Source organism: Massilia luteola (genome assembly GCF_034420155.1).
Lineage (GTDB): Bacteria > Pseudomonadota > Gammaproteobacteria > Burkholderiales > Burkholderiaceae_D > Telluria > Telluria luteola.
The window spans coordinates 38,389-59,895 of record NZ_JAXOFN010000025.1; the positions used below are offsets into that span (position 1 = coordinate 38,389).

A 21,507-nucleotide genomic window follows, 5' to 3' on the forward strand; every position below is an offset into this window, starting at 1 on the left:
CGTCCTCCTAGGCCTGGCGCAAGACCACGCTGTGGACGGCCTTGACGATGTTGGGATAGGCGCCGCAGCGGCACAGGTTGCCGCTCATGCGCTCGCGGATCTCGTCTTCCGACAGCGCGCCCGGCGCCAGCTGGTCGCCTTCGGTCAGCATGCTGGCTTGCCTTGCCTTCACTTCGTCCAGCAGCGCCACGGCCGAACACACCTGCCCCGGCGTGCAATAGCCGCACTGGAAACCATCGCAATCCATGAAGGCCTGCTGCATCGGATGCGGCAGGCCTTCCGTGCCGAGGCCCTCCACCGTCGTGATCTCGCGGCCGTCGTGCATGACCGCCAGCGTCAGGCAGGAATTGATGCGCTGGCCGTCCACCAGGACCGTGCATGCCCCGCACTGGCCGCGATCGCATCCCTTCTTGGTGCCGGTCAGGCCCAGCACGTCGCGCAACGCGTCCAGCAGCGTCACGCGCGGCTCGATCGTCAGGTTGTGCTCGGCGCCATTGATCCGCAAGGTCAGCGGTTGCGGCGGGGCGCAGGGCAGCGTTGCGCCCTGCGCCCGCTGTTCCGATAGATTCTGGTCGTCGTCTGGCATGCTTGGCTCGCTTCCGTTCCGAAATGGCAGGCTACCGTCAGACCGGCCCGGTCCGCACGGGTTCCTGCCGAGGCTAAAAAGGGATGACGCCGCTCTTCAAGCCTTGATCCAGGCCAGCGGTGCGTCATAAGCATCCTGGTCATCATCTCTGAAATCAAAAAATCACGGAGCGCGCCAGAATCTAATTCTTCAAAGAAATCAGTGACTTGGGTTCAGGCGTGAAAGGCCGCCGTTGCGGTCGACGTTTGAAGGGCTCTATACTCATGCAGTGATGCATGGAAGCATCGCTAACCCGGAAATGACCATGCGCTCCACCTTGCTCCTGTTGACACCGCTCTTGCTGCTGGCCGGCTGCGTCAACGAATCGGCCAGCTATACGATCGACGGCAGCGACCACGCCCTGACCGTGGTCGTCACGCAAGACTATTTCTGGAGCAAACAGGTGGGCCTGCGCGTGATCGCATCGCGCCTGCCGGACTGCCAGCGCCAGTTCGACCTCGGCAAGACGCCGCTGGCCGACCTGAACGTCGAGCTGTTCTCGACGGGCGAGGAAGCGTTCCTGCTGCGCTCGGGCAATGAGATGTGGCAACTGGAAACCCGTGACTGCAGCCAGCTGCCTGAGCCATCGGACAATGTCCAGGCGCAGCCGATCGGCGTGTTCCACATGGACGCGAAAAAGAAATTCGTGTTCGAGCCGGCGGAAGGCTCGGTGGCGGCCTCCCGCTGATTCGCGCGGCCAGGATGTCAGCGCTGGCCGGTCAACTGGCGCAGCCGCGCGATTTCGGCCGTGCGTCCGATCCGGTCGAGCGCCTGCTCGAGCAGGGTGCGGTCGCCTTCGCGCAGCATCGTCCATTGCGTGAAATATTCGTGCACGGTACGCCAGGGCGGGAACTCGGGCGGCATGCTGCGCCAGGCGCTGCCGGTGTGGAGGAAGTACAGGACGGCGCAAAACACATCGTACAGATCGTGCTTGCGCGGCCGGGTCTTGCGGCGCGCCGCTTCCAGCATTTCACGCACGGTCTCGAACTGTTCACGCAGTACATCGCTTGGAAAGGTTTGCCTGGCCATGTCGATCGCCTCAAAAATCACTTGGAGACACATGATCCGGAACAGGTTCCCGATCATCGACGGGGCGTAGCGCATTGTCGCGACGGGATCGAACACGGGCGCCCAGTAAATACACAGTCTAGCAGCGTGTTCGGAATCATGGCGGCTTTTTTTCGGCCCCATGCGCACGGCATCGCGCCACCGGCAAACGGAGGCGGAGAAGGAGGGAACGCGGGGCGGCATGCCGCCCCGGCGGGTCAGTCGCGGGCCAGCGACAGGAATTCGGTGCGCAGCGCCAGGTTCGGCTGCAGTTCACCCAGCAGGGTCGAGGTGATGGTTTCCTCGCCCGGGGTGCGGATGCCGCGGCTTTCCATGCACATGTGGCGGCACTTGATGACCACGCCCACGGCTTTCGGTTCCAGCACTTCCATCAGCGTGTTGGCGATTTGCACCGTCAGGCGTTCCTGCACCTGCAGGCGCTTGGAGAACACGTCGACGAGACGGGTCAGCTTCGACAACCCGACGATCTTGCCGTTCGGCAGATAGCCCACCGTCGCCTTGCCGAAGAACGGCGCCAGGTGGTGTTCGCAATGGCTGTAGACCGGAATGCCGCGCACCACGATCAATTCGTTGTATTCCTCAGCGCCGTCTTCGAAAGCCTTGAGGATCTCGACCGGGTCCTGGTCGTAGCCGGAAGTCCAGTGTTTCCAGGCCTTGGCGACACGCGCGGGCGTCTCGTGCAGGCCGGAGCGGTTGGGATCTTCGCCAAGGCTGGACAGCAGGCGGCGCCAGTCGTGCTCGGTGAAGACTTCTTTGTCAGACATGGTGAATCCTAAAATTTTCGATTGCCGAGAGTATATAGAAAATGGGGGGAATCCACAGATGGCGGCAGCTTCCTTGCGCAAATCGGACGCCGCACCGTCGCGGATGCGCTAGCGTAGTCGACGTCCTTGTCACTGCGCGGGAGAACATCCATGCTCGGAAGCACTGTCCTGGAAGTCGCGATCGGCCTGACATTTTGTTATGGCACGGTCGCCCTGATCGTCAGCACCTTGCAGGAAGCGCTGGCCGCGGCGTTCCGGCTGCGTGCCAACACGCTGCTGGCGGGCGTCAAGAGCATGCTCAACGACCCGTGCTTCGACGCTCTGGCGCGCGCCGTCTACATGCATCCGCTGGTCAACCCGCACACGGACGGCATCGCGCCGAACGAGCGGGACATGCGTACGCGGCCATCGTACATCGAACCGGCGCATTTTGCGATTGCCCTGGTGGACAGCCTGTGGAAAGTGCCGGGCGACTTCATCCAGCTTTCCGGCGCCATCGAGACGATCCCCGATCCGCAGCTCCGGCAGGTGATGCGCGGGTTGTACGGCCGCGCGCGCGACCTGCAGCAATTCCAGGACATGCTGGCCGGCTGGTTCGACAACGCCATGGCGCGCATGTCCGGCACCTATAAACGGCGGCAGCTGCTGATCTCGCTGCTGCTGGCGCTGCTGCTGGCAATCCTGTTCAACATCGACAGCATCCACCTGTTCCGCACTCTATGGCAGCAACCGTCGCTGGCCGCGCACCTGCGCGATGCCCCCGGTGCGCTCGACCCGGCCGTGTTCGACGCCCTGATGGCGCTGCCGATCGGCTGGACCCGGTTCCCGCCGATGCCCGGCGCCGACTTCGCGCTGCAGGTCGCCGGCTGGCTCGTCACGGCGTCGACCGCGCTGTTCGGCGCACCCTTCTGGTTCGACCTGATGCAGCGCGTCGTGCGCATGCGCAGCACGGGCACCCGGCCGGAAGAACTGCCGCTGGCGCTGCGCGTCGAAGGCAGGATCGCGGCCGCGGCCACGCCACTCCCCTGATGCCGGCCGCGCCGGGGCCGCGCGTTCTCCTGCGCGGCCTCAGCGCCCTGCCGGACGGTGGCTGTCGACCAGCATGCTCGACACCGACACGTGCGGCACGCGCTCGGGCCACTCGTCATCCGGGCCGAACCAGCGCGCTTCGAGGATCTCGTTGGGATCGGTGCGGATGTCGCCATCCAGGTAATCGGCCGTGAACGCGATCATCAGCGAGTGCGGGAACGGCCACGACTGGCTGCCGAAATAGCGCAGGTTGTGCACGCGCAGGCCGACTTCCTCGAACACTTCGCGGTGCACGGCTTCCTCGATCGCTTCGCCGGCCTCCAGAAAGCCGGCCAGCGGCACGAAGCGCTTTACGGCCGACTGGGTGTGCAGCGCCAGCAGCACTTTGTCGCCGTTGCGGATCAGGACCATCATCGCCGGCGAGATGCGCGGATACGCCATGTGGCCGCAGTTCACGCACTTGAAGCAGCGTTCGCCCGCCGCCAGCACGGTGCCGCTGCCGCAGGCGCCGCAAAAACGGTGGGTGCGCGCCCATTCTGCGACCTGAGACGCGCGCGCGGCCACGCCGAGCCGGGCTTCATCGAACTCGCCGAACAGCGAACGCAACCCGCGCCAGGCGTACCCGGCCGGTGCCTGCGCCTCGTCGTCGACCCAGGCGGTCTGGCAATAACGCCCCTCCAGCAGACCGACCGGTTGCAGCCGCGGCGGATCGAGCGCGAGGCTGCGCACCGCGGCGTCGTCGGGCAGGCCAAGGTCGGCCTCGCGCACGAGCAGCCGCCCGCCGTGGAAGACGAAGGACAGCGGCGCGGCATCGTGCTGCGGGGCCATCAGGGGCGTGAACGAGGCGGGCGTCTGGAGCATGGGATATCCGGTCATCAAGGGAACTGCCGAAGATGATACCGTCTTTCGCCACACCGAATGGATGAACTAATCCAGCGCATCGTGCTCCAAGACTTAGCTGGACCTTTGCATCGCAATCCCACCAGGAGGAGACGATGACCGATGTTCCCGTCGTACTCGGTATTAACCGGATCAATGCGCGCATCAGGCGGCGCGAGTGGTTTCGCCGCCTGCCCCGCACGCCCTCGCGATACCGCCTTTCCTCGTGACCAAACGGATCCAACCGGAGCTGCCCACATGATCCGCGCGTATCCGCAACGGGCCAGCGTGCAGCCCGGCGCCACATTGATCCTGCACGTGTCCACCGACAGCCGCCGTTTCCGCGTCACCTTCCACCGCTGGGGCGACGGACCGATATGGATGCTGCGCAGCGACTGGCTGGCCGGCGCATGGACGACCGACGCCGCGCCGGACGTCGACCGGAACTGGCCGGCCTATCACTTTCCGATTCCACGGGACTGGCCCTCGGCCGTCTACATCGCCGACTTCGACGAGGACGGCAGCAAGACCACATTCGATCTCGCCCGCGGCGCCGGGAGCGCCCTGTTCGTCGTGCGCCCGCGGCACGAGCGGCGCGGCGCCAGCACCGTATTCCCGGCCGGGACGACCGACTGGGCGCAAGTCCGCGACGCCGGCCGGGATCGCCAGCCGGAGCGCAGCACATGCAATGTCCCCGACTGTCTGTCGCGTGTGTAAGGCAGATGCCTCGTCAAAGGAGGAAAACGTGTACCGTCGACCACTGCTGCAGCGCCTCGATCCGTCGTCGGTTGTGGTATTCCGCGCCCTCCACCTGGGCGACATGCTGTGCGCGGTGCCGGCGCTGCGTACGCTCCGCGCCGCGCTGCCGCGTGCCCACATCACGCTGGTGGGCTTGCCCTGGGCGCAGCAATTTGCCGACCGGTTCGACACGTACGTGGATGAGTTCATCGCCTTTCCCGGCCATCCCCTGCTGCCCGGGCAACCGGTGCGGCAGGAGGCGCTCGCGCATTTCTACACGAGCCTCTGCACCCGCCAGTTCGCATTGGCGCTCCAGTTGCACGGCAGTGGCGACGTGGGCAATGACATCGTCAGCGGCTTCGGTGCGCAGGCCATGGCCGGTTTCTGTCGTGGCGGTCCTATCGTCCGCGACCGCACCGTCCTGTTTCCCTATCCGGAAATCGGTGCGGAGCCGGAACGGCTGCTGTCCCTGATGGAACAACTGGGCGCGCCATCGACAGAGGTGCATCTGGAATTCCCGCTGTCGCGGCAGGACGAGGATGAATGGCGTGCAAGCGGCCTCGGCGGCACCCTCGTTCCCGGCGCATACCTGTGCATCCATCCCGGCGCGCGCAAGCGGGACACATGCTGGCCGGCGCACCTGTTTGCCGAGGTCGGCGATCGCCTGGCGGCGGAATTCGGCCTCAAGGTGGTGTTGACAGGATCGGCCGAAGAAGCGGACCTGACGGCCGACGTCGCTGATCGCATGCAGCACACGCCGCTCGACGCCGCCGCCCCGATCTCCATCGGCGCGATGGCCGTCCTGCTGCGCGATGCCAGGCTATTGCTCTGCAACGACACAGGCGTTTCCCATATCGCGGCCGGCCTCAAGCTCAAAAGTGTCGTCGTATTCAGCAAGGCCGACATCGCCTGCTGGGCGCCACTCGACCGTCATCGGCACCGCTGCATCTGGGACCCGGGGGCGGATCGCGCCCAGGTGGTACTGGAACACGCACGCGCCTTACTCTCCGACACGGCGCCGAGCCGTCAGCGCAGTGCCGGCATGTGGCCGTACTGGTAGCGATAGTGATCGGCAAGGCCCGCAATCTCGAGTCAAGTCATCCGTGCGGCCCCGGTACGCCGTCCGCCGGCGGGTCGGCCAGCGGCAGCACATACGGCGCGTCGATGGCCCGTGCCGTGATCGTCGTCGGCAGTTCCATGTGATACGCACCGGACGGCAGGATGGCACAGCCGCCATAGCAGGCCATGACGCGCTGCTGGGCCAGCACGTCTTCGCCGCAATGCTGGGCCGGCAGCTCGCGCCAGAAGTCGAAGCCGCCCGCGGCCCTTAACTTGGCCGTATCGAACATCACGCATCCGCCGACCCAGGCGATCTTGTAGCGCCGGGTCGCCGCGCGCTCATGCTTCAGGCGGGACTGCACGTGGAACAGATTGGCCGCGCTGTGCAGGTGATGGCGTGCCCATGCCGGACTGCCGGGGCGTATGGTTTCCGGCATCACGGGACCATCCCAGAATTCGATCGCCTCCTGCATCGGCCGCAATTGTCCCAGGTAGCTCAATCCGTGCGATGCGCTGCCGACGAGGCCGCATCGTTCCGCGCTGATGACGGCGTGCAAGCGGGCGACCAGGTCCGGTTCGAGGATCACGTCGTCGTCGACGAACAGGCAGCAGGCGGCCCGCGCCTGGGCCAGCAGGAATGCGCGCTGTTCGGCCATGCCGCGGCGGCGCGCACGCAGGAACGTATCGACGCTGCGCCCGCGCGCGCGCAGGTAGCGCAAGACGGCCTGCACTTCGCCGCGCGCGCACGCGCCCTCGTCGTCCGACTGGTCGGCAAGCACGATGCGCAGGGCCGGCCAGGTCTGGGCGCCGAGTGCCGTCAACGTGACGGCGAGCGCCGCGGGCCGGTTGCGGGTCGGGATCAGGACGTCGATCGTCTCGCTCACGGCGTCGCCCGTCCATTCCGCGGCGCCTGGCCGTTCAGGTAGGGATTGAGCGCGGGATCGTCGTACATCTTGAACTGGCGATAGCGCTTGAAATAAGCCCGCCCGGCCCGCGCCTCCGCGAGCAGGAGGTCGAGGCAGGACATCAGGTCCCGGCGCTGCGTGAGCAGCCGCTCGAGCTTGTCGGTGCAGGCGCGGACGTGGTCCTCGTCGGCATCGGCGCGCTGCGCCTGCGCGCGCATGTGGTGGATCTTGAGGGCCAGGATCGACAGGCGGTCGACCATGGCGCCCGCCGTTTCGCTCGAGAGCCGGGCGCCGGGCTGGCAGACGACCTGGTTCAGGCCGGCCAGCAGCGTTTCGTCGATGGCCTCGACCGCGTCGTTGCGCTTCCGGTTGTAGCGGTCGATCAGGCGCTTGCCGGCCGCGATCTCGGCGGGCGGCACGTCCAGCCGGTGCGCCCGCTCTTCCTCGCGCCACAGCAGGCCGTTGTAGCGGTGGTTGTCATCGATCCATGCCCACACGCCGCCGCCCGGGCCGGCACCTTGGGACATCACCGGCCAATCGCGTTCACGCAGCTGGCGGTCGTGGAACCAGACGACGGACACGGCATCGATTTCGCTTTGCATGGAGACTCCGATCCTGAGCAGACGAGTGACGTTGCTTGGAGTACGCAGGCGTACTGGAGTTCTTCGGAATTCGCACGGGCTTGGCACAGCGCAAACGGCGCGTGCCGGAAGAAAAAGATTACTTCAGCAGGCGCGAACGGCTGGCCACGAAGGCGATGAGGGCAGCCAGCACGCCGATGTAGGCGATGGCGACCTGCATGCCCAGGCCTTGTGCGATGGCACCGATTACCGGCGGGCCCATCAGGCTGCCGCTGTAGGCCATGCTCGCCACGCCGGCCAATGCCGCCGGGCCTTGCGCGCCGGCGGCGCTGAACACGAACGGGAACACCAGCGCCATGCCCATGCCGGCGACGGCGAAGCCGAACAGGGCGAAATAGGCATTCGGCGACAGCACGGCGAAGAACAGGCCGGCGGCGCCCAGCATCGAGCCGCTGGTGACCAGGGGACGGGCACCGTGCCGGGCCTTGAGCTTGTCGCCGACCAGGCGGGCCAGCAGCATCATGACGGAGAACGCGGACAGCGCCAGCGGCGCCAGGCCATCCGACGCGCCGAAATGCGCTTTCAGGAATACGCCGCTCCAGTCGGCGATGCTGCCTTCCGCCATCGCGCCGAGGAAACCGATGGCGCCCAGGAACAGCAGCGGGCCGCGCGGCAGCGACAACGATTTTTTCTCGACGGCTTCGCCGGCATCCGTCGCGTCCAGCAGGGAATAGCCGAAGTACAGCGCCAGGGCCAGCGGACCGGCGAGCATCACGAAATGGGTCGCCGGTGCGATGTGCAGGCTCGCCATCAGGCTGCCCAGGGTCGCGCCCACCAGGCCGCCGGCGCAGCCGAGGCCGTGCAGCTTCGACAGTTCCGGTTTGCCGGTCTGCTTTTCGCGCCGGGTCGCGGCCGAGTTGACGGCGACGTCGAAGGTGCTGGCGGTGATGCCGAGGCTCAGCACCGCCATCATCAGCAACGGCACGGTCGGCGCGGCGCCGATGGCGATCAGCACGGCGAGCAGGGCCATGCCGGAAACCAGCATGGTCTTGCGCGCGCCGAGCGAACCCATCATGCGCGATGAAATAGGGTACGACAGAACGGCGCCGAGGCCGCCGCAGAGAAGAATCATCGACAACGCCGAGTGCGACACGTGCACGCGCTGGGCCATTGCGGGAATACGGCCAGCCCAGGAACCCATGATCATGCCGAACACCGTGAACAGGAGCGGCAAGGCAAACGACTGGGATTGCGACAACGCGATGTTGCGGGCGCTGGCGGTGCTGACGGGCAGATGATTTTGCATTCAGTAGATATCTGTTGTTAAAAGTCTATCTTCGACGCGGAAGCGAACAGGGGGCCAAAAGCAAACGCCAACCGATTGGCTGGCGCGCGGAACACTGACGGGAGGCAATTTTACGACCTTTCCGCACGCATTTCTTTGCCACTCGGAAAAAATTTTAGAGGGATGTATCGGGTGGCGTTGATCCGTTGCTGGTTGCCGACAAACCCGTCGCGAAGCCACCGCTTTGTAACCAGATGTGAACAAATGACGAGAAAAGCCGGCGGCAGCCCGGCCTGTCGCCCTGCCCTTTCTTGCAGAAAAAACCATTGGGAATGAAACCGTTTTCAACCTAGAATTATCTGGCCCAACGAACCGGACATTCCATGACGCCCCATCCCAAGACGCCATCGCCCGTGACCAACACGCCCCGCCTCGACCTCGTTGACGCGCTGCGCGGCTTTGCGATCGTCTCGATCATGCTGTTGCATAACCTCGAGCATTTCGACCTCTACTTTTCGCCGCCGGGTGAGCCGGCCTGGCTGAAGGGGCTCGGTCAGGGTATCTGGAACACGATGTTCGCCCTGTTCGGCGGCAAGTCCTACGCCATCTTCGCCCTGCTGTTCGGCCTGACCTTCTACCTGCAATCCGACGCGCGGGCCCGGCGCGGGGAGGATTTCCGGCCGCGCTTTGCGTGGCGCATGCTGCTCCTGCTCGGGTTCGGGCTGGTGAACAGCGCGTTCTACCAGGGCGATATCCTGGCCATGTATGCCGTGCTCGGCCTGGTGCTGATCCCGGTCGCGCGCCTGCGTACGCGCACCGTCTTCGTGCTGGCCTGCTTTCTCAGCCTGCAGCCGTTCGCCTGGCTCGACGCGCTGGCGGCACTGGGCAGCGCGCCGGGCAAGCTGCCGGATCCGGCATCCTGGGCATACTTCGGCCGCGCCGACGAGTATCTGAAACACGGGTCGCTGCTCGACGTCTGGATCGGCAACCTCACGAACGGCAAGCAGGCGGTGCTGCTGTGGAGCTGGGAAATGGGGCGCATCCTGCAGATTCCCGCGCTGTTCATGTTCGGCATGCTGGCCGGGCGCGCCGGGCTGTTCGCCGTCGATGCGACGAATCGCATCGTCTGGCGCCGCGTCTTTTTTGGCGCGCTGCTGCTGCTCGGTCCGCTGCTCGTCGTCCACAGCCACCTGGAAGCGTGGATCGATGCCGAGGCGCTGCGCCGGCCGCTGAACGGCATTTGCGAACCGCTGCTCAACCTGGACATCATGCTCCTGCTCGTGACCGGCTTCGCGCTGTGGTACCGCCGGCCGTCGGGCGCGCGCGTGCTCGGCATGTTCCGTTCGCTGGGTCGGATGAGCCTGACGAGCTACATGATGCAGTCGATCGTGGGCACGACGCTGTACTACGGCTTCGGATTCGGCCAATACGCGACGACCGGCACCGCGCTGGCATTGGTGATCGGCATCGTGCTCGCGGTATTGCAGGGCGCCTTCAGCGCCTGGTGGCTCAGGCGCCACAAGCAGGGGCCGCTGGAAGGGGTGTGGCACCGCCTCACGTGGATCGGCACGGCCGCTCAGCCGGCGACGCGCGTAAACATGCCCTCGTAGCGCAGCACGAGGCCGTCGCCGTCGATCTCGAGCTGCGCGGTGAACGGGCGGGACAGGCTTTCGAACAGCACCCGGTCCGGCGCCATGCTGGTGTAGGCCTGGGACACGGGCTGGACGTCGAGCTTGGGCAGGTCGACGTACGCGACCTTGATTTCCTGGCGCTGGCGCAAGGATTCGCCCAGGCGCCGGATCGGCAGCGTGTTGGTGAAGGGGCTGCCGGACAGGTCGACGTCCAGGCAGCCCTGCAGCGCCGGCAGCGGGGTGCCGTCGGCCGCGGTCCAGTTGCCGGCACCGTCGGCACGCAGGCACACCCTGTCCTTGCCCGCGACGTGCACGTCGAGACTGCGCACTTGCCAGTGCTCGTCGCAGCGCAGCGCGTAGCTGCAGGCAAACAATCGGCCGCCCGCAGGACCGATGAGTACGCCGTCGGCCGTCACGCCGGCATCCCCGATCTCCAGTTCGACATGCTCCAGGCCGCCACTCTGCTCCGTTGCCCAGCGATAGCTGCGTTTCATGCCGCCTCCGTCCGTTTTCCGTGCATGCCCACTGTAGCACCATGCCCGCAACCATGTTGCCGAGTTGCGCGCCAGCGATGCGGGCCTCGCCGTATCATGTTGACAAGGCCCGACGGGAGGCTACCCCTAGGAGAAACTGTGTTCGGTATCGATGCGCGTACGGCCCGCGTGGTGTGGACGGCCGCGCTGGTCATTGCAGGCTTGTACGGCGTCTATCTCGTGCGGACGACGCTGCTCGTGATGCTGATCGCCGTGCTGTTCAGCTACCTCATCTATCCGCTGTTCGTGCTGGCCCAGCGCCGGGTCGGCGGCCGCATTCCGCGCACGCCCCTGCTGTGCCTCGTCTACCTCGTCGTCATGGCGCTCGTCGCGCTGGCCGTCGGGCTGTTCGGCAACCAGGTGGCCGAGCAGGCGACGACGCTGGCGCACCAGTTGCCGACCCTGCTCGATCCCGCCACGCTGGAAAAGCGCCTGCCGCTGCCCGGCCTGCTCGAACCGCTGCGGGCGCGCCTGGCCGGTTTCCTGCGCGACCTGTTGCAGGGCGGCTCGGCGGAAGCGATGCCGTTCGTGCGCAACGTCGGCTTCGGACTCGTGCACCTGGCCGGCAACCTGATCTACGTCATCGTCGTGCCGATCCTGAGCTTCCTGATGATCCTGCAGGCGCCTGTCTTCGACGGCTTGCTCGTGACGATGAGCCACCGCCGCAACGGCGCCTTCTGGACCGACGTGCTGCACGGCCTGAACACGGTGCTGTCGAGCTATGTGCGGGCGCTGGCCCTGTTGTCGCTCGCAACCTTGCTCACCTACGGCATCGTGCTGTCGCTGCTGACGGTGCCGTTCGCGCTGCTGCTGGCCGGGGTGGCGGCCGTGCTCGAGGTGATTCCGGTGCTGGGTCCGCTGGTCGCGGCCACCGCCATCGTGGGCGTGGCCCTGTTCAGCGGCTACGAGCACGTGGGCTGGGTGATCGCCTTCATCACCGCCTATCGCATCTTCCAGGACTACATGCTGAACCCGTACCTGATGAGCGAAGGCGTGGACGTGCCGCCTATCCTCGTCGTGTTCGGCCTGCTCGCCGGCGAGGAACTGGCGGGCGTGTCCGGCATCTTTTTGTCCGTGCCCTTCCTGGCCGCGGTCAGGATGGTGGCCATACAGGTGCGTCTGCACCGCGCCAAGATCACGAGCCCGGCCACGACGCCGTCCGCACCCGGCTGATGTTCGCACCGCAACCGTGTTGTAAACGCCACACCTGACCCGGCAACTGCGGCTACGCACAACTGATAGCGCTATCAGTCATCTCGTGATGTTTCTCCTATGACGCGACAGGAAGATGCGCATTGCGTCATTCAATCCGCATAAGGCCGCCCGCGCACGTTTCGCTCCGCAACATGAATAAAACTTTACAAACGCGCCGCCTTATTGAAGACTTGGCAAAAAATGATAGCGCTAACGGTCGCTTCGAATCGAAAGGAATCAAGTCAGTATGGCACCACCAACCGATGTATCCATCCACTCCGCCGACCGCCGCGGTGACGACCGCCACAGTAACGACCGCTGGGTCGTGATGGGCGTCTGCGGATGCGGCAAGAGCACGATCGCTGCCGCCCTCGCGCGCGCCCTGGACACCGCGTTCATCGAGGGCGACGCGTATCACCCGGCACCCAACGTGGTCAAGATGTCGGCCGGTATCCCGCTGACGGACGACGACCGCACCGGCTGGCTGCAGACCCTCGCCACCGAGATCGCCGCCGCGCGCGAACGGGGCGACGGCATCGTCGTGTCGTGCTCGGCACTCAAGAAGCGCTACCGCGACCAGCTGCGCCAGGCCGATCCGAACCTGCGTTTCGCGCACCTGGCGGGACCGCGCGGCACGATCGCGGCGCGCATGCAGACGCGCATCGGCCACTACATGCCGATCACCCTGCTGGACAGCCAGTTGCGCGACCTCGAGCCGCTGCAGCCCGGCGAGGCCGGCATCACCCTGGACATCACCCAGCCGCCGGAGAACCTGGTGGCCAGCATCATCGCATCGACCGACAGGACGGACTGAAGACAGCAACAGATCAAAAGTCGTCGCATTCCGGCCCAGCCGCCCACCGTCCGAGGCGGCGCCGACCACACGAGAACAAATGGAGACACCATGCGTACACCACTACAACGGACCCTGATCAATCTTGCCGTCGCCAGCGCCTGCGGCGTCCTGGGTGCGACCGCCCACGCCCAGCAAGTCGAGCAAGCACAACACGCCCCGGCCGATGCCCAGGGCGCAAGCCAGTCCGCCCAGACGGCATCGTCCGCCCCGGACGCCCAGGCCACCCCGGCCGCCCCGGCGGCAGATGCGGCCACCGCCGCCGTCCCGGAAACGAACGTCGTGCGCATCTCCGGCTCGCGCATCGCGTCCCGCGGTTTCACGCAGCCGACGCCGACCACGAGCCTGTCCGCGTCCGACCTGGAAAAGGCGGCGCAACCGAACCTGTTCAACACCCTGGCCGAACTGCCGGCGCTGCAGGGCAGCACGGGCCGCACGACGAGCACGAACAGCACGTCCAGCGGCATCCAGGGCCTCTCCTCGCTCAGCCTGCGCGGCCTCGGCACGCTGCGCACGCTGACCCTGCTGGACGGCCAGCGCGTCGTCGGCGCCAACGTCACGGGCGTGACCGACGTCAGCCAGTTCCCGCAACTGCTCGTCAAGCGCGTCGACGTCGTGACGGGCGGCGCGTCCGCCTCGTACGGTTCGGACGCGGTGGGCGGCGTCGTCAACTTCATCACCGACAAGAAATTCACGGGCTTTAAGGCCAACGTCGAGGGCGGCCAGACGCGCTACCACGACGACAAGAGCGGCACCTTGCAGGCCGCCTGGGGCAAGGGTTTCATGGACGACCGCCTGCACGCGACCGTCAGCGGCGAATTCAGCAAGGAGAACGGCATCGATTCGCCGGGCTTCGGCGAAGTCGGCGCCAACGGTCGCACGTGGTATCGCAACACGGTGTTCCAGCGCCGCCCGCTGTCCCAGACCAATGACGGCCAGCCGGAATACAAGGTCATCGACCACGCCCAGCAATACCAGTATTCCAAATACGGCCTGATCACGAGCGGCCCGCTGCAGGGCACCGCGTTCGGCGACGGCGGCGTGCCCTATCAGTTCGCCTACGGTTCGAACGGCGTGCCGACCCGCACCGGCCAGGTCACCAACTGCGTGAATCCGTTCTGCGTGGGCGGCGACCTGTCCGGCAGCGTGGGCGCCGGCACGAACCTCGCCATGAACTTCAAGCGGCAAGTCGCCTACACGCGCCTGTCGTGGGACATCGATCCGGATAACGAGATCTATGTCACGATGAACTATGCGCAGGTGAAATCGCACTTCTCGCCGAACCCGGGCGCGGCCAAGCAGGCGAACCTGACGATCCAGTGCGACAACCCGTTCCTGCCGGCCTCGATCGCGGCGGCCTGCGCGGCCAACAACATCAAGAGCTTCCAGTACGGCACGGCGAACGCGATCTTCCCGGCCAACATCAACGTGCATCCGACGCGCACCCAGCGCCGCTTCGTCCTCGGCGGCGACGGCAAGTTCACGCTGTTCGGCAAGGACTGGTCGTACGACGCCTACGCGGAACACGGCGAGAACACGACCAACATCAACGTCCACGACATCACGCTGAACACGCGCTACAACAACGCGATCGACGCCGTGCGCGATGCCAGCGGCAGGATCGTCTGCCGCAACGCCGTCGCGGCCGCGAACGGCTGCGTGCCGCTGAACATCATCGGCAACAACCCGGTCGATCCGGCCGCCTGGGGCTATATCGCGCCGGCCGCCGGTCCGATCCAGCGCACGACGCAGAGCCAGGACGTGGCCAGCGCCAACTTCAACGGCGAAGTGTGGGAAGGCTGGGCGGGTCCGCTGGCGGTGGCGACGGGTGCCGAGTGGCGCCGCGAGAAATACGACGTGCATGGCGACCCGTACGGCGCCGGCGTGTCGCCCGATTCGATCGACGCCGCGGCCTACCCGGCCGACCCGACCCTGAACGCCCCCGTCGGCAATAACTGGTACGCCGGTAACTATCACAATGGCGCGGGCGCCTACAACGTGCGCGAGGCGTACGTGGAACTCAACCTGCCCGTGCTGAAATCGGACACCTGGGGCGAAGCGAACCTGAACCTGGCCGACCGCCGGACCAAGTACAGCACGGCCGGCAGCGTCAGCAGCTGGAAGATCGGCGCCACGTGGAAGACGGGCATCGACGGCCTGCGCTTCCGCGCCGTCAGCTCGAAGGACGTGCGCGCGCCGAACCTCTCCGAACTGTTCGCGGCGCCGGTCGTCGTCAACAACCAGGTGCAATACCAGGGCAACACGGTCAGCCTGCAACAGCGCACGGTCGGCAACACGAACCTGCGTCCCGAGATCGCGCGCAACAATTCGTTCGGCATCGTGCTGAGCCAGCCGAGCTGGGCGCCGGGCTTCGCGACGTCGCTCGACTATTACGACATCAAGGTCAACGACGTGATCTCCACGCTGTCGATCCAGCAGGAAGTCGACCTGTGCACGGCCGGCAACAAGGAAATCTGCTCGGCGATGGTGCTGAACAGCCCAGGCAACAACTATGTCACGGTGCAGAACTTCAATCTGGCGTCGCTGCACCTGAAGGGCTTCGACATCGAGTCCTCGTACCGCACGAACCTCGACAAATTCAGCCTGCCGGGCCGCTTCACCGTGCGTGGGCTGGCCACGCGCACGCTGCACTTCATCACGGATTCTGGCGTCGTCGGCACGATCCCGTCGGAAGGCGCGGGCGTCAACCTGGGCAACACGCCGAAGTGGAAACTGCTCGCCACGCAGACCTGGGACAACGATAAACTCAGCCTGACCCTCACCGAACGCTGGTTCAGCGACGGCAAGTACAGCAACGAGTACATCGAGTGCCAGACCAACTGCCCGGTGTCGACCCTGACCCACCCGACCATCTACGACAACAAGATGAAGGGCGCGACCTACATCGACTTCGGCGGCAGCTACAACGTGTCGAAGCAGATGATGGTCTACTTCAAGATCGACAACCTGGCGGACCGCGATCCGGAACCGGCGCCGCAGGCCAACCCGAGCTTCGCGATCAACCCGGCCCTGTACGACGTCGTGGGACGCACGTACCGCGCCGGCCTGCGCTACAACTTCTGATCGGAGGCCGCCGTGTGGAACCTGCTGTCCGTACTGCTGGCGGTCGGCCTGCTGACGGTGATGATCGCGTGGGGCAAGGTGCAGCCGCTCCTCGCGTTCGTCGTCGCGGCACTCGTCGCCGCATTGATGCTCGGGATGCCTGCCGCGAAGATCCCGGGCGCGATCGAAAAGGGAATCGGTGACCTGCTCGGGTCCCTGGTCGTCGTCATCTGCCTGGGCGCCGTGTTCGGCAAGCTGATCGCCGACAGCGGCGCCGCCCGGCGCATCGCCATCAGCCTCGTCAACGGGCTCGGCATGCACCGGATCCCGGTGGCGATGACCGTCACCGGCTTCGTCGTCGGCATGCCGCTGTACTACAACGTCGGCTTCGTGCTGATGGTGCCGCTGATCTTCTCGCTCGTGTACCAGTCGGGCCGGCCGGCCGTGGCGCTCGGCATGCCGCTGCTAGCCGGCCTGTCGATCGCGCACGGCTTCCTGCCGCCGCATCCGTCCGCGACGGCGCTCGTCGTCGCGGTGCATGCGGACATGGGCACGACCCTGCTGTACGGCCTCGTCGTCGCGATCCCGACCCTGATCATCGCCGGCCCGGTCTTCGCCATGTCGCTGAAAAACATCCGGGGCGAGCCTGCCCCGATGTTCCGCACCGTGCAACAGGAGATCCCCGACAGCGAACTGCCCGGCACCTTCAACAGCTTCGCCACCGCGCTGCTGCCCGTCGTGCTGCTGGGGGCACTCACGCTCGTCACGCTGGTCCGCCCGGACCTGGCGAAACCGCTCGGGTTCCTGTCCAGCCCACTCATCGTGATGCTGCTGTCGTACGGCGTCGCCGTCGTGACCCTGGGCGTCGGCCGCGGCCGCCCGTTCAAGCACGCGACCGACAGCGCCGCGGGCGCATTGCGCGAGATTTCGCCGATCCTGATGATCATCGCCGGCGCCGGTGGCCTCAAGGAAGTGCTCACGCAGTCCGGCGTCAGCGCGGAACTGGGCACGCAACTGGCCCACATGCCGGTGCCGCCGCTGCTGCTCGGGTGGGCCGTGGCGACGCTGATCCGCGTCTGCCTCGGTTCCGCCACGGTGGCCGGCATCACCGCGGCCGGCGTCGTCGGACCGCTCGTGCAGAGCTCCGGCGTGAACCCGAACCTGATGGTGCTGGCGGTCGGCGCGGGGAGCCTGATGTTCAGTCACGTGAACGATTCCGGCTTCTGGATGTTCAAGGAATATTTTGGTTTGTCGTTGAAGGACACCTTCCGCTCGTGGACGATGATGGAGACCCTCGTCGGCACGTTCGGGCTGCTGTTCGTGATGCTGTTGTCGTTGTTCGTCACCCAGGGATAAAAATAATGAAGACTACGATTTCCATCCTGCTGGCCGCGACGTGCGCGCTCGCAGGGCCGGCGCAGGCATCCGTGTCCGCCTTCCAGACCATGCCCGACGATCCGCACGCCGTCGTCGTGCATGCGCGGGGCGACGGCAGGACGGATGACAGCGCCGCCATCCAGCAGGCCCTCGACGCCGCGGCCAACAAGGGCGAGGGCGGCGTCGTGTTCCTGCCGTCGGGCCGCTACCGCATCACGAAGAGCATCCTGATCCCGCTCGCCGTGCGCCTGTACGGCGTCGGTCCGACGCGCCCGGTGTTCGTGCTGGCGCCGCAGACACCCGGCTTCCAACAGGGCGTCGCCAACATGGTGATCTTTACCGGCGGCGACCAGTACACGGTCGGCAAGGTGCCGATGCCCGTGGCGGGCGCCGTCGGCGCGCAGAAGGACGTGCGCGACGCGAACTCGGCGACCTTCTATTCCGTGCTGTCGAACGTCGACTTCGAGATCGGCGCCGGCAACCCGGCCGCAACCGGCGTGCGCATGCACACCGCGCAGCACTCGAACCTGTCGCACATCGATTTCAATATCGGCAGCGGCCTCGCCGGCGTCTACCAAGTCGGCAACATCGCGTACGACCTGGCATTCCACGGCGGCCGCTACGGCATCCTCGCCGAAAAGACGTCGCCCGCGTGGCAGTTCACCCTCCTCGACTCCAGCTTCGACGGCCAGCGCGACGCCGCCATCCGCGAGCACGAGGCCGGGCTCACGCTGGACAACGTCGACATCCGCGACACACCCGTCGGCATCGACATCGACCGCGGCTACGGCGACTGGCTGTGGGGGAAGCACGTGCGCTTCGAGAACGTGGCGAAGGCCGCCGTCGTCATCAGCAACGAGGACAACGTCTACACGCAGATCGCCTTCGAACACGCGTCCGCGCGCAACGTGCCCACGTTCGCGCGCTTTCGCGACAGCGGCAAAACGCTCGCCGGCGCCGGCCGCGCGTACGAGGTCACGGAACTGAATTACGGCATGAAGCTCGATCAACTGGGCGCGCCGGGCCGCTTCACGACGAATTACAAGACGGCGCCGCTGCCGGCCAAGTCCGCGCCGCAGCGCGTGCTGACACCGCTGCCGCCCACGAAGGAATGGGCCAACGTGCGCACATTCGGCGCCCAGGGCGACGGCCGCGCGGACGACACGGCCGCCATCCAGAAAGCCATCGATTCCAACCGCGTCGTCTACCTGCCGCAGGGTTTCTACATGGTGAACGACACGATTCGCATGAAGCCGGACACCGTGATCGTCGGCCTGCACCCGGGCCTGACGCAGCTCGTGCTGCCGAACGGCTCGCCCTTGTTCCAGGACGTGGGCCCGCCCAAGGCCCTGCTGGAGAGCGCGCGCGGCGGCGCCGGCATCGTGTCCGGCATCGGCCTCGCGACGGAAGAAGTCAACAACCGCGCCGTCGCGCTGCTGTGGCGCGCGGGCGCATCGTCACTGGTCGACGACGTGCGCATCCAGGGCGGCCACGGCACGCGGCTGTACGACGGCACGCGCGCCGATCCGTACAAGAAGACGCCGAACTGGGACACGACGGCCTGGTGGGACCGCCAGTACCCGAGCATCTGGGTGACGGACGGCGGCGGCGGCACGTTCACCGGCATCTGGTCGCCGAGCGGGTATGCGCAGGCGGGCTTCTATGTGTCGAACACGAAGACGCCGGGCCGCGTGTACGAACTCTCGGCCGAGCACCACATCCGCAACGAGATCGTGCTGGACGGCGTCGAGAACTGGTCCTTCTTCGCACCGCAGACGGAAGAAGAAGTCCGCGACGGCATGGATTCCACGTCGTTCGACATCCGCAATTCGAAGAACCTGCTCATCGCGAACTACCACGCCTACCGCGTCACGCGTTCGATCAAGCCGGCGCTGACGGCCGCGCGCATCGCCAACTCCAGCGACATCCGCTTCAGGAACGTGCACGTGAACGGCGAGAGCGGCTTCGCCACCTGCGACGAGAACGGCTGCACGACCTACCTGCGCGCATCGAAATACCCGTACGAGAACGCCATCGTCGACGTCACGCACAACATCCAGGTGCGCGAGCGCGAATTCGCGATCCTCGACTACACGGGCACGCAGGCCGGCGCGCCGGCGCCCATGGGCAAGGTGGAAAAGGTCGCCGACGGCTTCTATTCCATCGCCGGCGGCGCGGTCGACGCGAACGGCAAGCTGTACTTCATCGACCGCCACTTCAAGCGCATCCACGCGTGGAGCCGCGAGCGCGGCCTGGAGATCGTGCGCGACGCGCCGCTCGACCCGATCAACCTCGCCATCGACCGCAGCGGCGACGTGATGGTCGTGTCGCACTACGGTCCGGGCGCGAGCGTCTACGCGTTCAAGCCGGACACGCCGCCCACGCCGGAAGGCATCACGATGATCAAGCCGACGCCGGTCGCGGCGCGGGCGGACGCGCGCGTGGCGGTGCCCGTCAACTTCTGGCAGAACGGCGAATTCCGCGACCAGCTCGATCCGAAGACCTACGAATTCACGACGCTGGCCGAGATGTTCGCGCGCGACGTCGCGCAGCCGAAGGCGCAGGAATACGTGTCGCCTGACGGCAGCCTCGTGCTGCCCGCGTACCGCGTGACGCGCCAGGGCGCGACGAACCACCTGGGCTACCGCTGGTCCGACACGCTCGACACGCACGGCTTCACGAGCGCCCGCGTGGGCGAGCGCGTGGTCTTCACGAACGGTTCCGAGAACCGCACGTTCAGCGGCTTGATGGGCCAAGGCGGCGCCATCACCGACCTGAAACCGGTGGCCGACCGCGGCGGCGAAAGCGCGGCGCTCGGCCCGGACGGCAATGTCTACGTCGCCAACGGCCAGGTGTTCGTCTACGGCCCGGACGGCAAGGAACGCGGCCGCATCGACGTGCCGGAGCGCCCGCTGCAGCTGCTCTTCGGCGGCGCCGATAAACGCACGCTGTTCATCCTCACCCACCACAGCCTGTATACGAGCCGGATCGCGAGCCATGTCGACTAAACGCCTGATTGTCTCCACCCTGCTGGCACTCGGCTGCGGCTGCGCCCTCGCCCAGCAGGCCGCGCCGCCCGTCTTTCAATTGTGGCCCGACGGCGCGCCGGGTTCGGAAAAGCGCCACGGCGAGCCCGAAAAGCTGACGGACGGCGCCTACGTCAGCAATGTGCACGACCCGTCGCTGACGGTGTTGCGCGCCGATGCGCGCCATGCGAACGGCGCCGCGATCGTCGTCGTGCCGGGCGGCGGGCATCGCATGCTCGTGTTCCAGAACGAAGGCGTCGTGGCGGGCAAGCTGCTGAACCGCATCGGCGTGACGGCGTTCGTGCTGAAATACCGGCTCGCGCGCGATCCGGATTCACCCGGCTACAGCATCGAAGGCGACGGCGCGGCCGACCTGCGACGCGCCGTGCGCTGGGTGCGCGCGCATGCGGGCGAGTACGGCGTCGATCCGCAGCGCGTGGGCATCATGGGATTCTCGGCCGGGGGCGAACTCGTGTCGCTCGTCGCGGACAATCCGGCGCCGGCACAGGGCGTGAACGCAAAAGCGGCTAAAACCGATGCGCTGGACCGCCAGAGCGCGCGCCCGGATTTCCAGGTGCTCGTGTATCCTGGGCCGCTGGGCTCACCCGCGAAGGCCGTCGACGGCGCGCCGCCCGCGTTCCTCGTCGCCGGCTCGCGCGACACCTGCTGCATGCCGCCGACGCTCACGCTGTACCAGCAGCTCGTGAAAGCCGGCGTGTCGGCGGAGCTGCACCTGTATGCCGACACGGACCACGCGTTCAACGTGGGACAGCGCGGCGAGCGCGTCTCGCTGCAGCATTGGCCGGACCGTCTCGCCGACTGGCTGTCCGACGGCGGCTGGCTCGTGCCGCGCAACGGCAGAAAACCGGAAGGCGTGCCCGCACCCTGAAAGGAGTG

18 protein-coding genes and 1 pseudogene are annotated in these 21,507 nt (G+C 66.5%); 11 read left to right on the forward strand and 8 right to left on the reverse strand.

The features are described 5' to 3' along the window. Positions 1-7: 7 nt before the first annotated feature. The gene (locus tag U9J41_RS22015) at positions 8-616 is read right to left on the reverse strand and encodes a (2Fe-2S)-binding protein (protein WP_425260913.1); all 609 of its coding nucleotides are present in this window, start codon (positions 614-616) and stop codon (positions 8-10) included. Between the two features lie 274 nt (positions 617-890). Here U9J41_RS22015 and U9J41_RS22020 point away from each other — a divergent pair, with 274 nt between their 5' ends. After that, positions 891-1,313 carry a hypothetical protein gene (locus U9J41_RS22020; RefSeq protein ID WP_322404293.1) on the forward strand — a complete coding sequence of 141 codons (423 nt, stop codon included), beginning with the start codon at positions 891-893 and terminating at the stop codon, positions 1,311-1,313. A gap of 65 nt (positions 1,314-1,378) precedes the next feature. On the opposite strand, the pseudogene U9J41_RS22025 reads toward U9J41_RS22020, so the two are convergent. Continuing rightward, positions 1,379-1,654 (reverse strand): annotated as a pseudogene (locus tag U9J41_RS22025) (transposase); the annotation flags it as partial. A 236-nt stretch (positions 1,655-1,890) separates the two neighbouring features. Next, positions 1,891-2,457, reverse strand: coding sequence for a GTP cyclohydrolase I FolE (gene folE, locus U9J41_RS22030; RefSeq protein ID WP_322404294.1), 567 nt, complete (start codon positions 2,455-2,457; stop codon positions 1,891-1,893). 150 nt (positions 2,458-2,607) lie between these two features. Here folE and U9J41_RS22035 point away from each other — a divergent pair, with 150 nt between their 5' ends. Further along, entirely contained in the window at positions 2,608-3,486 is an 879-nt protein-coding gene (locus U9J41_RS22035; protein WP_322404295.1) for a hypothetical protein, read from the forward strand. A 39-nt stretch (positions 3,487-3,525) separates the two neighbouring features. Here the strand turns inward: U9J41_RS22035 and nudC are convergent, their stop codons facing one another. Next, positions 3,526-4,347 (reverse strand): NAD(+) diphosphatase, encoded by an 822-nt coding sequence (gene nudC / locus U9J41_RS22040; RefSeq protein WP_322404296.1) that lies wholly within the window; start codon positions 4,345-4,347, stop codon positions 3,526-3,528. A 276-nt stretch (positions 4,348-4,623) separates the two neighbouring features. Here nudC and U9J41_RS22045 point away from each other — a divergent pair, with 276 nt between their 5' ends. Both U9J41_RS22045 and U9J41_RS22050 read left to right on the forward strand, forming a co-directional pair. Then, a complete protein-coding gene (locus tag U9J41_RS22045; protein ID WP_322404297.1) occupies positions 4,624-5,082 on the forward strand; it encodes a hypothetical protein in 459 nt (152 codons plus the stop codon). Between the two features lie 28 nt (positions 5,083-5,110). Further along, the gene (locus U9J41_RS22050) at positions 5,111-6,163 is read left to right on the forward strand and encodes a glycosyltransferase family 9 protein (protein WP_322404298.1); all 1,053 of its coding nucleotides are present in this window, start codon (positions 5,111-5,113) and stop codon (positions 6,161-6,163) included. A gap of 37 nt (positions 6,164-6,200) precedes the next feature. Here the strand turns inward: U9J41_RS22050 and U9J41_RS22055 are convergent, their stop codons facing one another. The 3 genes from U9J41_RS22055 to U9J41_RS22065 all read right to left on the reverse strand — a co-directional run bounded on the left by U9J41_RS22055 (position 6,201) and on the right by U9J41_RS22065 (position 8,954). Continuing rightward, positions 6,201-7,046 (reverse strand): glycosyltransferase family 2 protein, encoded by an 846-nt coding sequence (locus U9J41_RS22055; RefSeq protein WP_322404299.1) that lies wholly within the window; start codon positions 7,044-7,046, stop codon positions 6,201-6,203. Continuing rightward, entirely contained in the window at positions 7,043-7,669 is a 627-nt protein-coding gene (locus tag U9J41_RS22060; RefSeq protein WP_322404300.1) for a DUF4254 domain-containing protein, read from the reverse strand. Before U9J41_RS22060 ends, U9J41_RS22055 begins: the two co-directional genes overlap by 4 nt. 118 nt (positions 7,670-7,787) lie before the next feature. Continuing rightward, entirely contained in the window at positions 7,788-8,954 is a 1,167-nt protein-coding gene (locus U9J41_RS22065) for an MFS transporter (RefSeq protein ID WP_322404301.1), read from the reverse strand. A 362-nt stretch (positions 8,955-9,316) separates the two neighbouring features. Between U9J41_RS22065 and U9J41_RS22070 the strand changes: the two genes are divergently transcribed. Then, positions 9,317-10,543, forward strand: coding sequence for a DUF418 domain-containing protein (locus U9J41_RS22070; protein WP_322404302.1), 1,227 nt, complete (start codon positions 9,317-9,319; stop codon positions 10,541-10,543). Here the strand turns inward: U9J41_RS22070 and U9J41_RS22075 are convergent. Beyond that, the gene (locus tag U9J41_RS22075) at positions 10,510-11,058 is read right to left on the reverse strand and encodes a putative glycolipid-binding domain-containing protein (protein ID WP_322404303.1); all 549 of its coding nucleotides are present in this window, start codon (positions 11,056-11,058) and stop codon (positions 10,510-10,512) included. The genes U9J41_RS22070 and U9J41_RS22075 overlap by 34 nt on opposite strands. A 138-nt stretch (positions 11,059-11,196) precedes the next feature. Between U9J41_RS22075 and U9J41_RS22080 the strand changes: the two genes are divergently transcribed. The 6 genes from U9J41_RS22080 to U9J41_RS22105 all read left to right on the forward strand — a co-directional run bounded on the left by U9J41_RS22080 (position 11,197) and on the right by U9J41_RS22105 (position 21,499). Beyond that, positions 11,197-12,270 (forward strand): AI-2E family transporter, encoded by a 1,074-nt coding sequence (locus U9J41_RS22080; protein ID WP_322404304.1) that lies wholly within the window; start codon positions 11,197-11,199, stop codon positions 12,268-12,270. A gap of 349 nt (positions 12,271-12,619) precedes the next feature. Next, on the forward strand, positions 12,620-13,105 hold the full coding sequence (locus U9J41_RS22085) for a gluconokinase (protein ID WP_322404337.1): 486 nt from the start codon (positions 12,620-12,622) through the stop codon (positions 13,103-13,105). 90 nt (positions 13,106-13,195) lie between these two features. After that, on the forward strand, positions 13,196-16,228 hold the full coding sequence (locus tag U9J41_RS22090) for a TonB-dependent receptor (RefSeq protein ID WP_322404305.1): 3,033 nt from the start codon (positions 13,196-13,198) through the stop codon (positions 16,226-16,228). A 12-nt stretch (positions 16,229-16,240) separates the two neighbouring features. Next, the gene (locus U9J41_RS22095) at positions 16,241-17,563 is read left to right on the forward strand and encodes a GntT/GntP/DsdX family permease (RefSeq protein ID WP_322404306.1); all 1,323 of its coding nucleotides are present in this window, start codon (positions 16,241-16,243) and stop codon (positions 17,561-17,563) included. A gap of 5 nt (positions 17,564-17,568) precedes the next feature. After that, positions 17,569-20,592 (forward strand): glycosyl hydrolase family 28-related protein, encoded by a 3,024-nt coding sequence (locus U9J41_RS22100; protein ID WP_322404307.1) that lies wholly within the window; start codon positions 17,569-17,571, stop codon positions 20,590-20,592. Further along, entirely contained in the window at positions 20,582-21,499 is a 918-nt protein-coding gene (locus tag U9J41_RS22105) for an alpha/beta hydrolase (RefSeq protein ID WP_322404308.1), read from the forward strand. Before U9J41_RS22100 ends, U9J41_RS22105 begins: the two co-directional genes overlap by 11 nt. The last annotated feature ends 8 nt before the right edge of the window (positions 21,500-21,507 follow it).

Bases quoted from the DNA above. Each gene is read 5' to 3' on its own strand.
- U9J41_RS22060 (WP_322404300.1), bottom strand. From the start codon at position 7,669: ATGCAAAGCGAAATCGATGCCGTGTCCGTCGTCTGGTTCCACGACCGC.
- U9J41_RS22085 (WP_322404337.1), top strand. From the start codon at position 12,620: ATGGGCGTCTGCGGATGCGGCAAGAGCACGATCGCTGCCGCCCTCGCG.
- U9J41_RS22035 (WP_322404295.1), top strand. From the start codon at position 2,608: ATGCTCGGAAGCACTGTCCTGGAAGTCGCGATCGGCCTGACATTTTGT.
- U9J41_RS22065 (WP_322404301.1), bottom strand. From the start codon at position 8,954: ATGCAAAATCATCTGCCCGTCAGCACCGCCAGCGCCCGCAACATCGCG.
- U9J41_RS22090 (WP_322404305.1), top strand. From the start codon at position 13,196: ATGCGTACACCACTACAACGGACCCTGATCAATCTTGCCGTCGCCAGC.
- U9J41_RS22070 (WP_322404302.1), top strand. From the start codon at position 9,317: ATGACGCCCCATCCCAAGACGCCATCGCCCGTGACCAACACGCCCCGC.
- nudC (WP_322404296.1), bottom strand. From the start codon at position 4,347: ATGCTCCAGACGCCCGCCTCGTTCACGCCCCTGATGGCCCCGCAGCAC.
- U9J41_RS22105 (WP_322404308.1), top strand. From the start codon at position 20,582: ATGTCGACTAAACGCCTGATTGTCTCCACCCTGCTGGCACTCGGCTGC.
- U9J41_RS22045 (WP_322404297.1), top strand. From the start codon at position 4,624: ATGATCCGCGCGTATCCGCAACGGGCCAGCGTGCAGCCCGGCGCCACA.
- folE (WP_322404294.1), bottom strand. From the start codon at position 2,457: ATGTCTGACAAAGAAGTCTTCACCGAGCACGACTGGCGCCGCCTGCTG.
- U9J41_RS22020 (WP_322404293.1), top strand. From the start codon at position 891: ATGCGCTCCACCTTGCTCCTGTTGACACCGCTCTTGCTGCTGGCCGGC.
- U9J41_RS22075 (WP_322404303.1), bottom strand. From the start codon at position 11,058: ATGAAACGCAGCTATCGCTGGGCAACGGAGCAGAGTGGCGGCCTGGAG.
- U9J41_RS22100 (WP_322404307.1), top strand. From the start codon at position 17,569: ATGAAGACTACGATTTCCATCCTGCTGGCCGCGACGTGCGCGCTCGCA.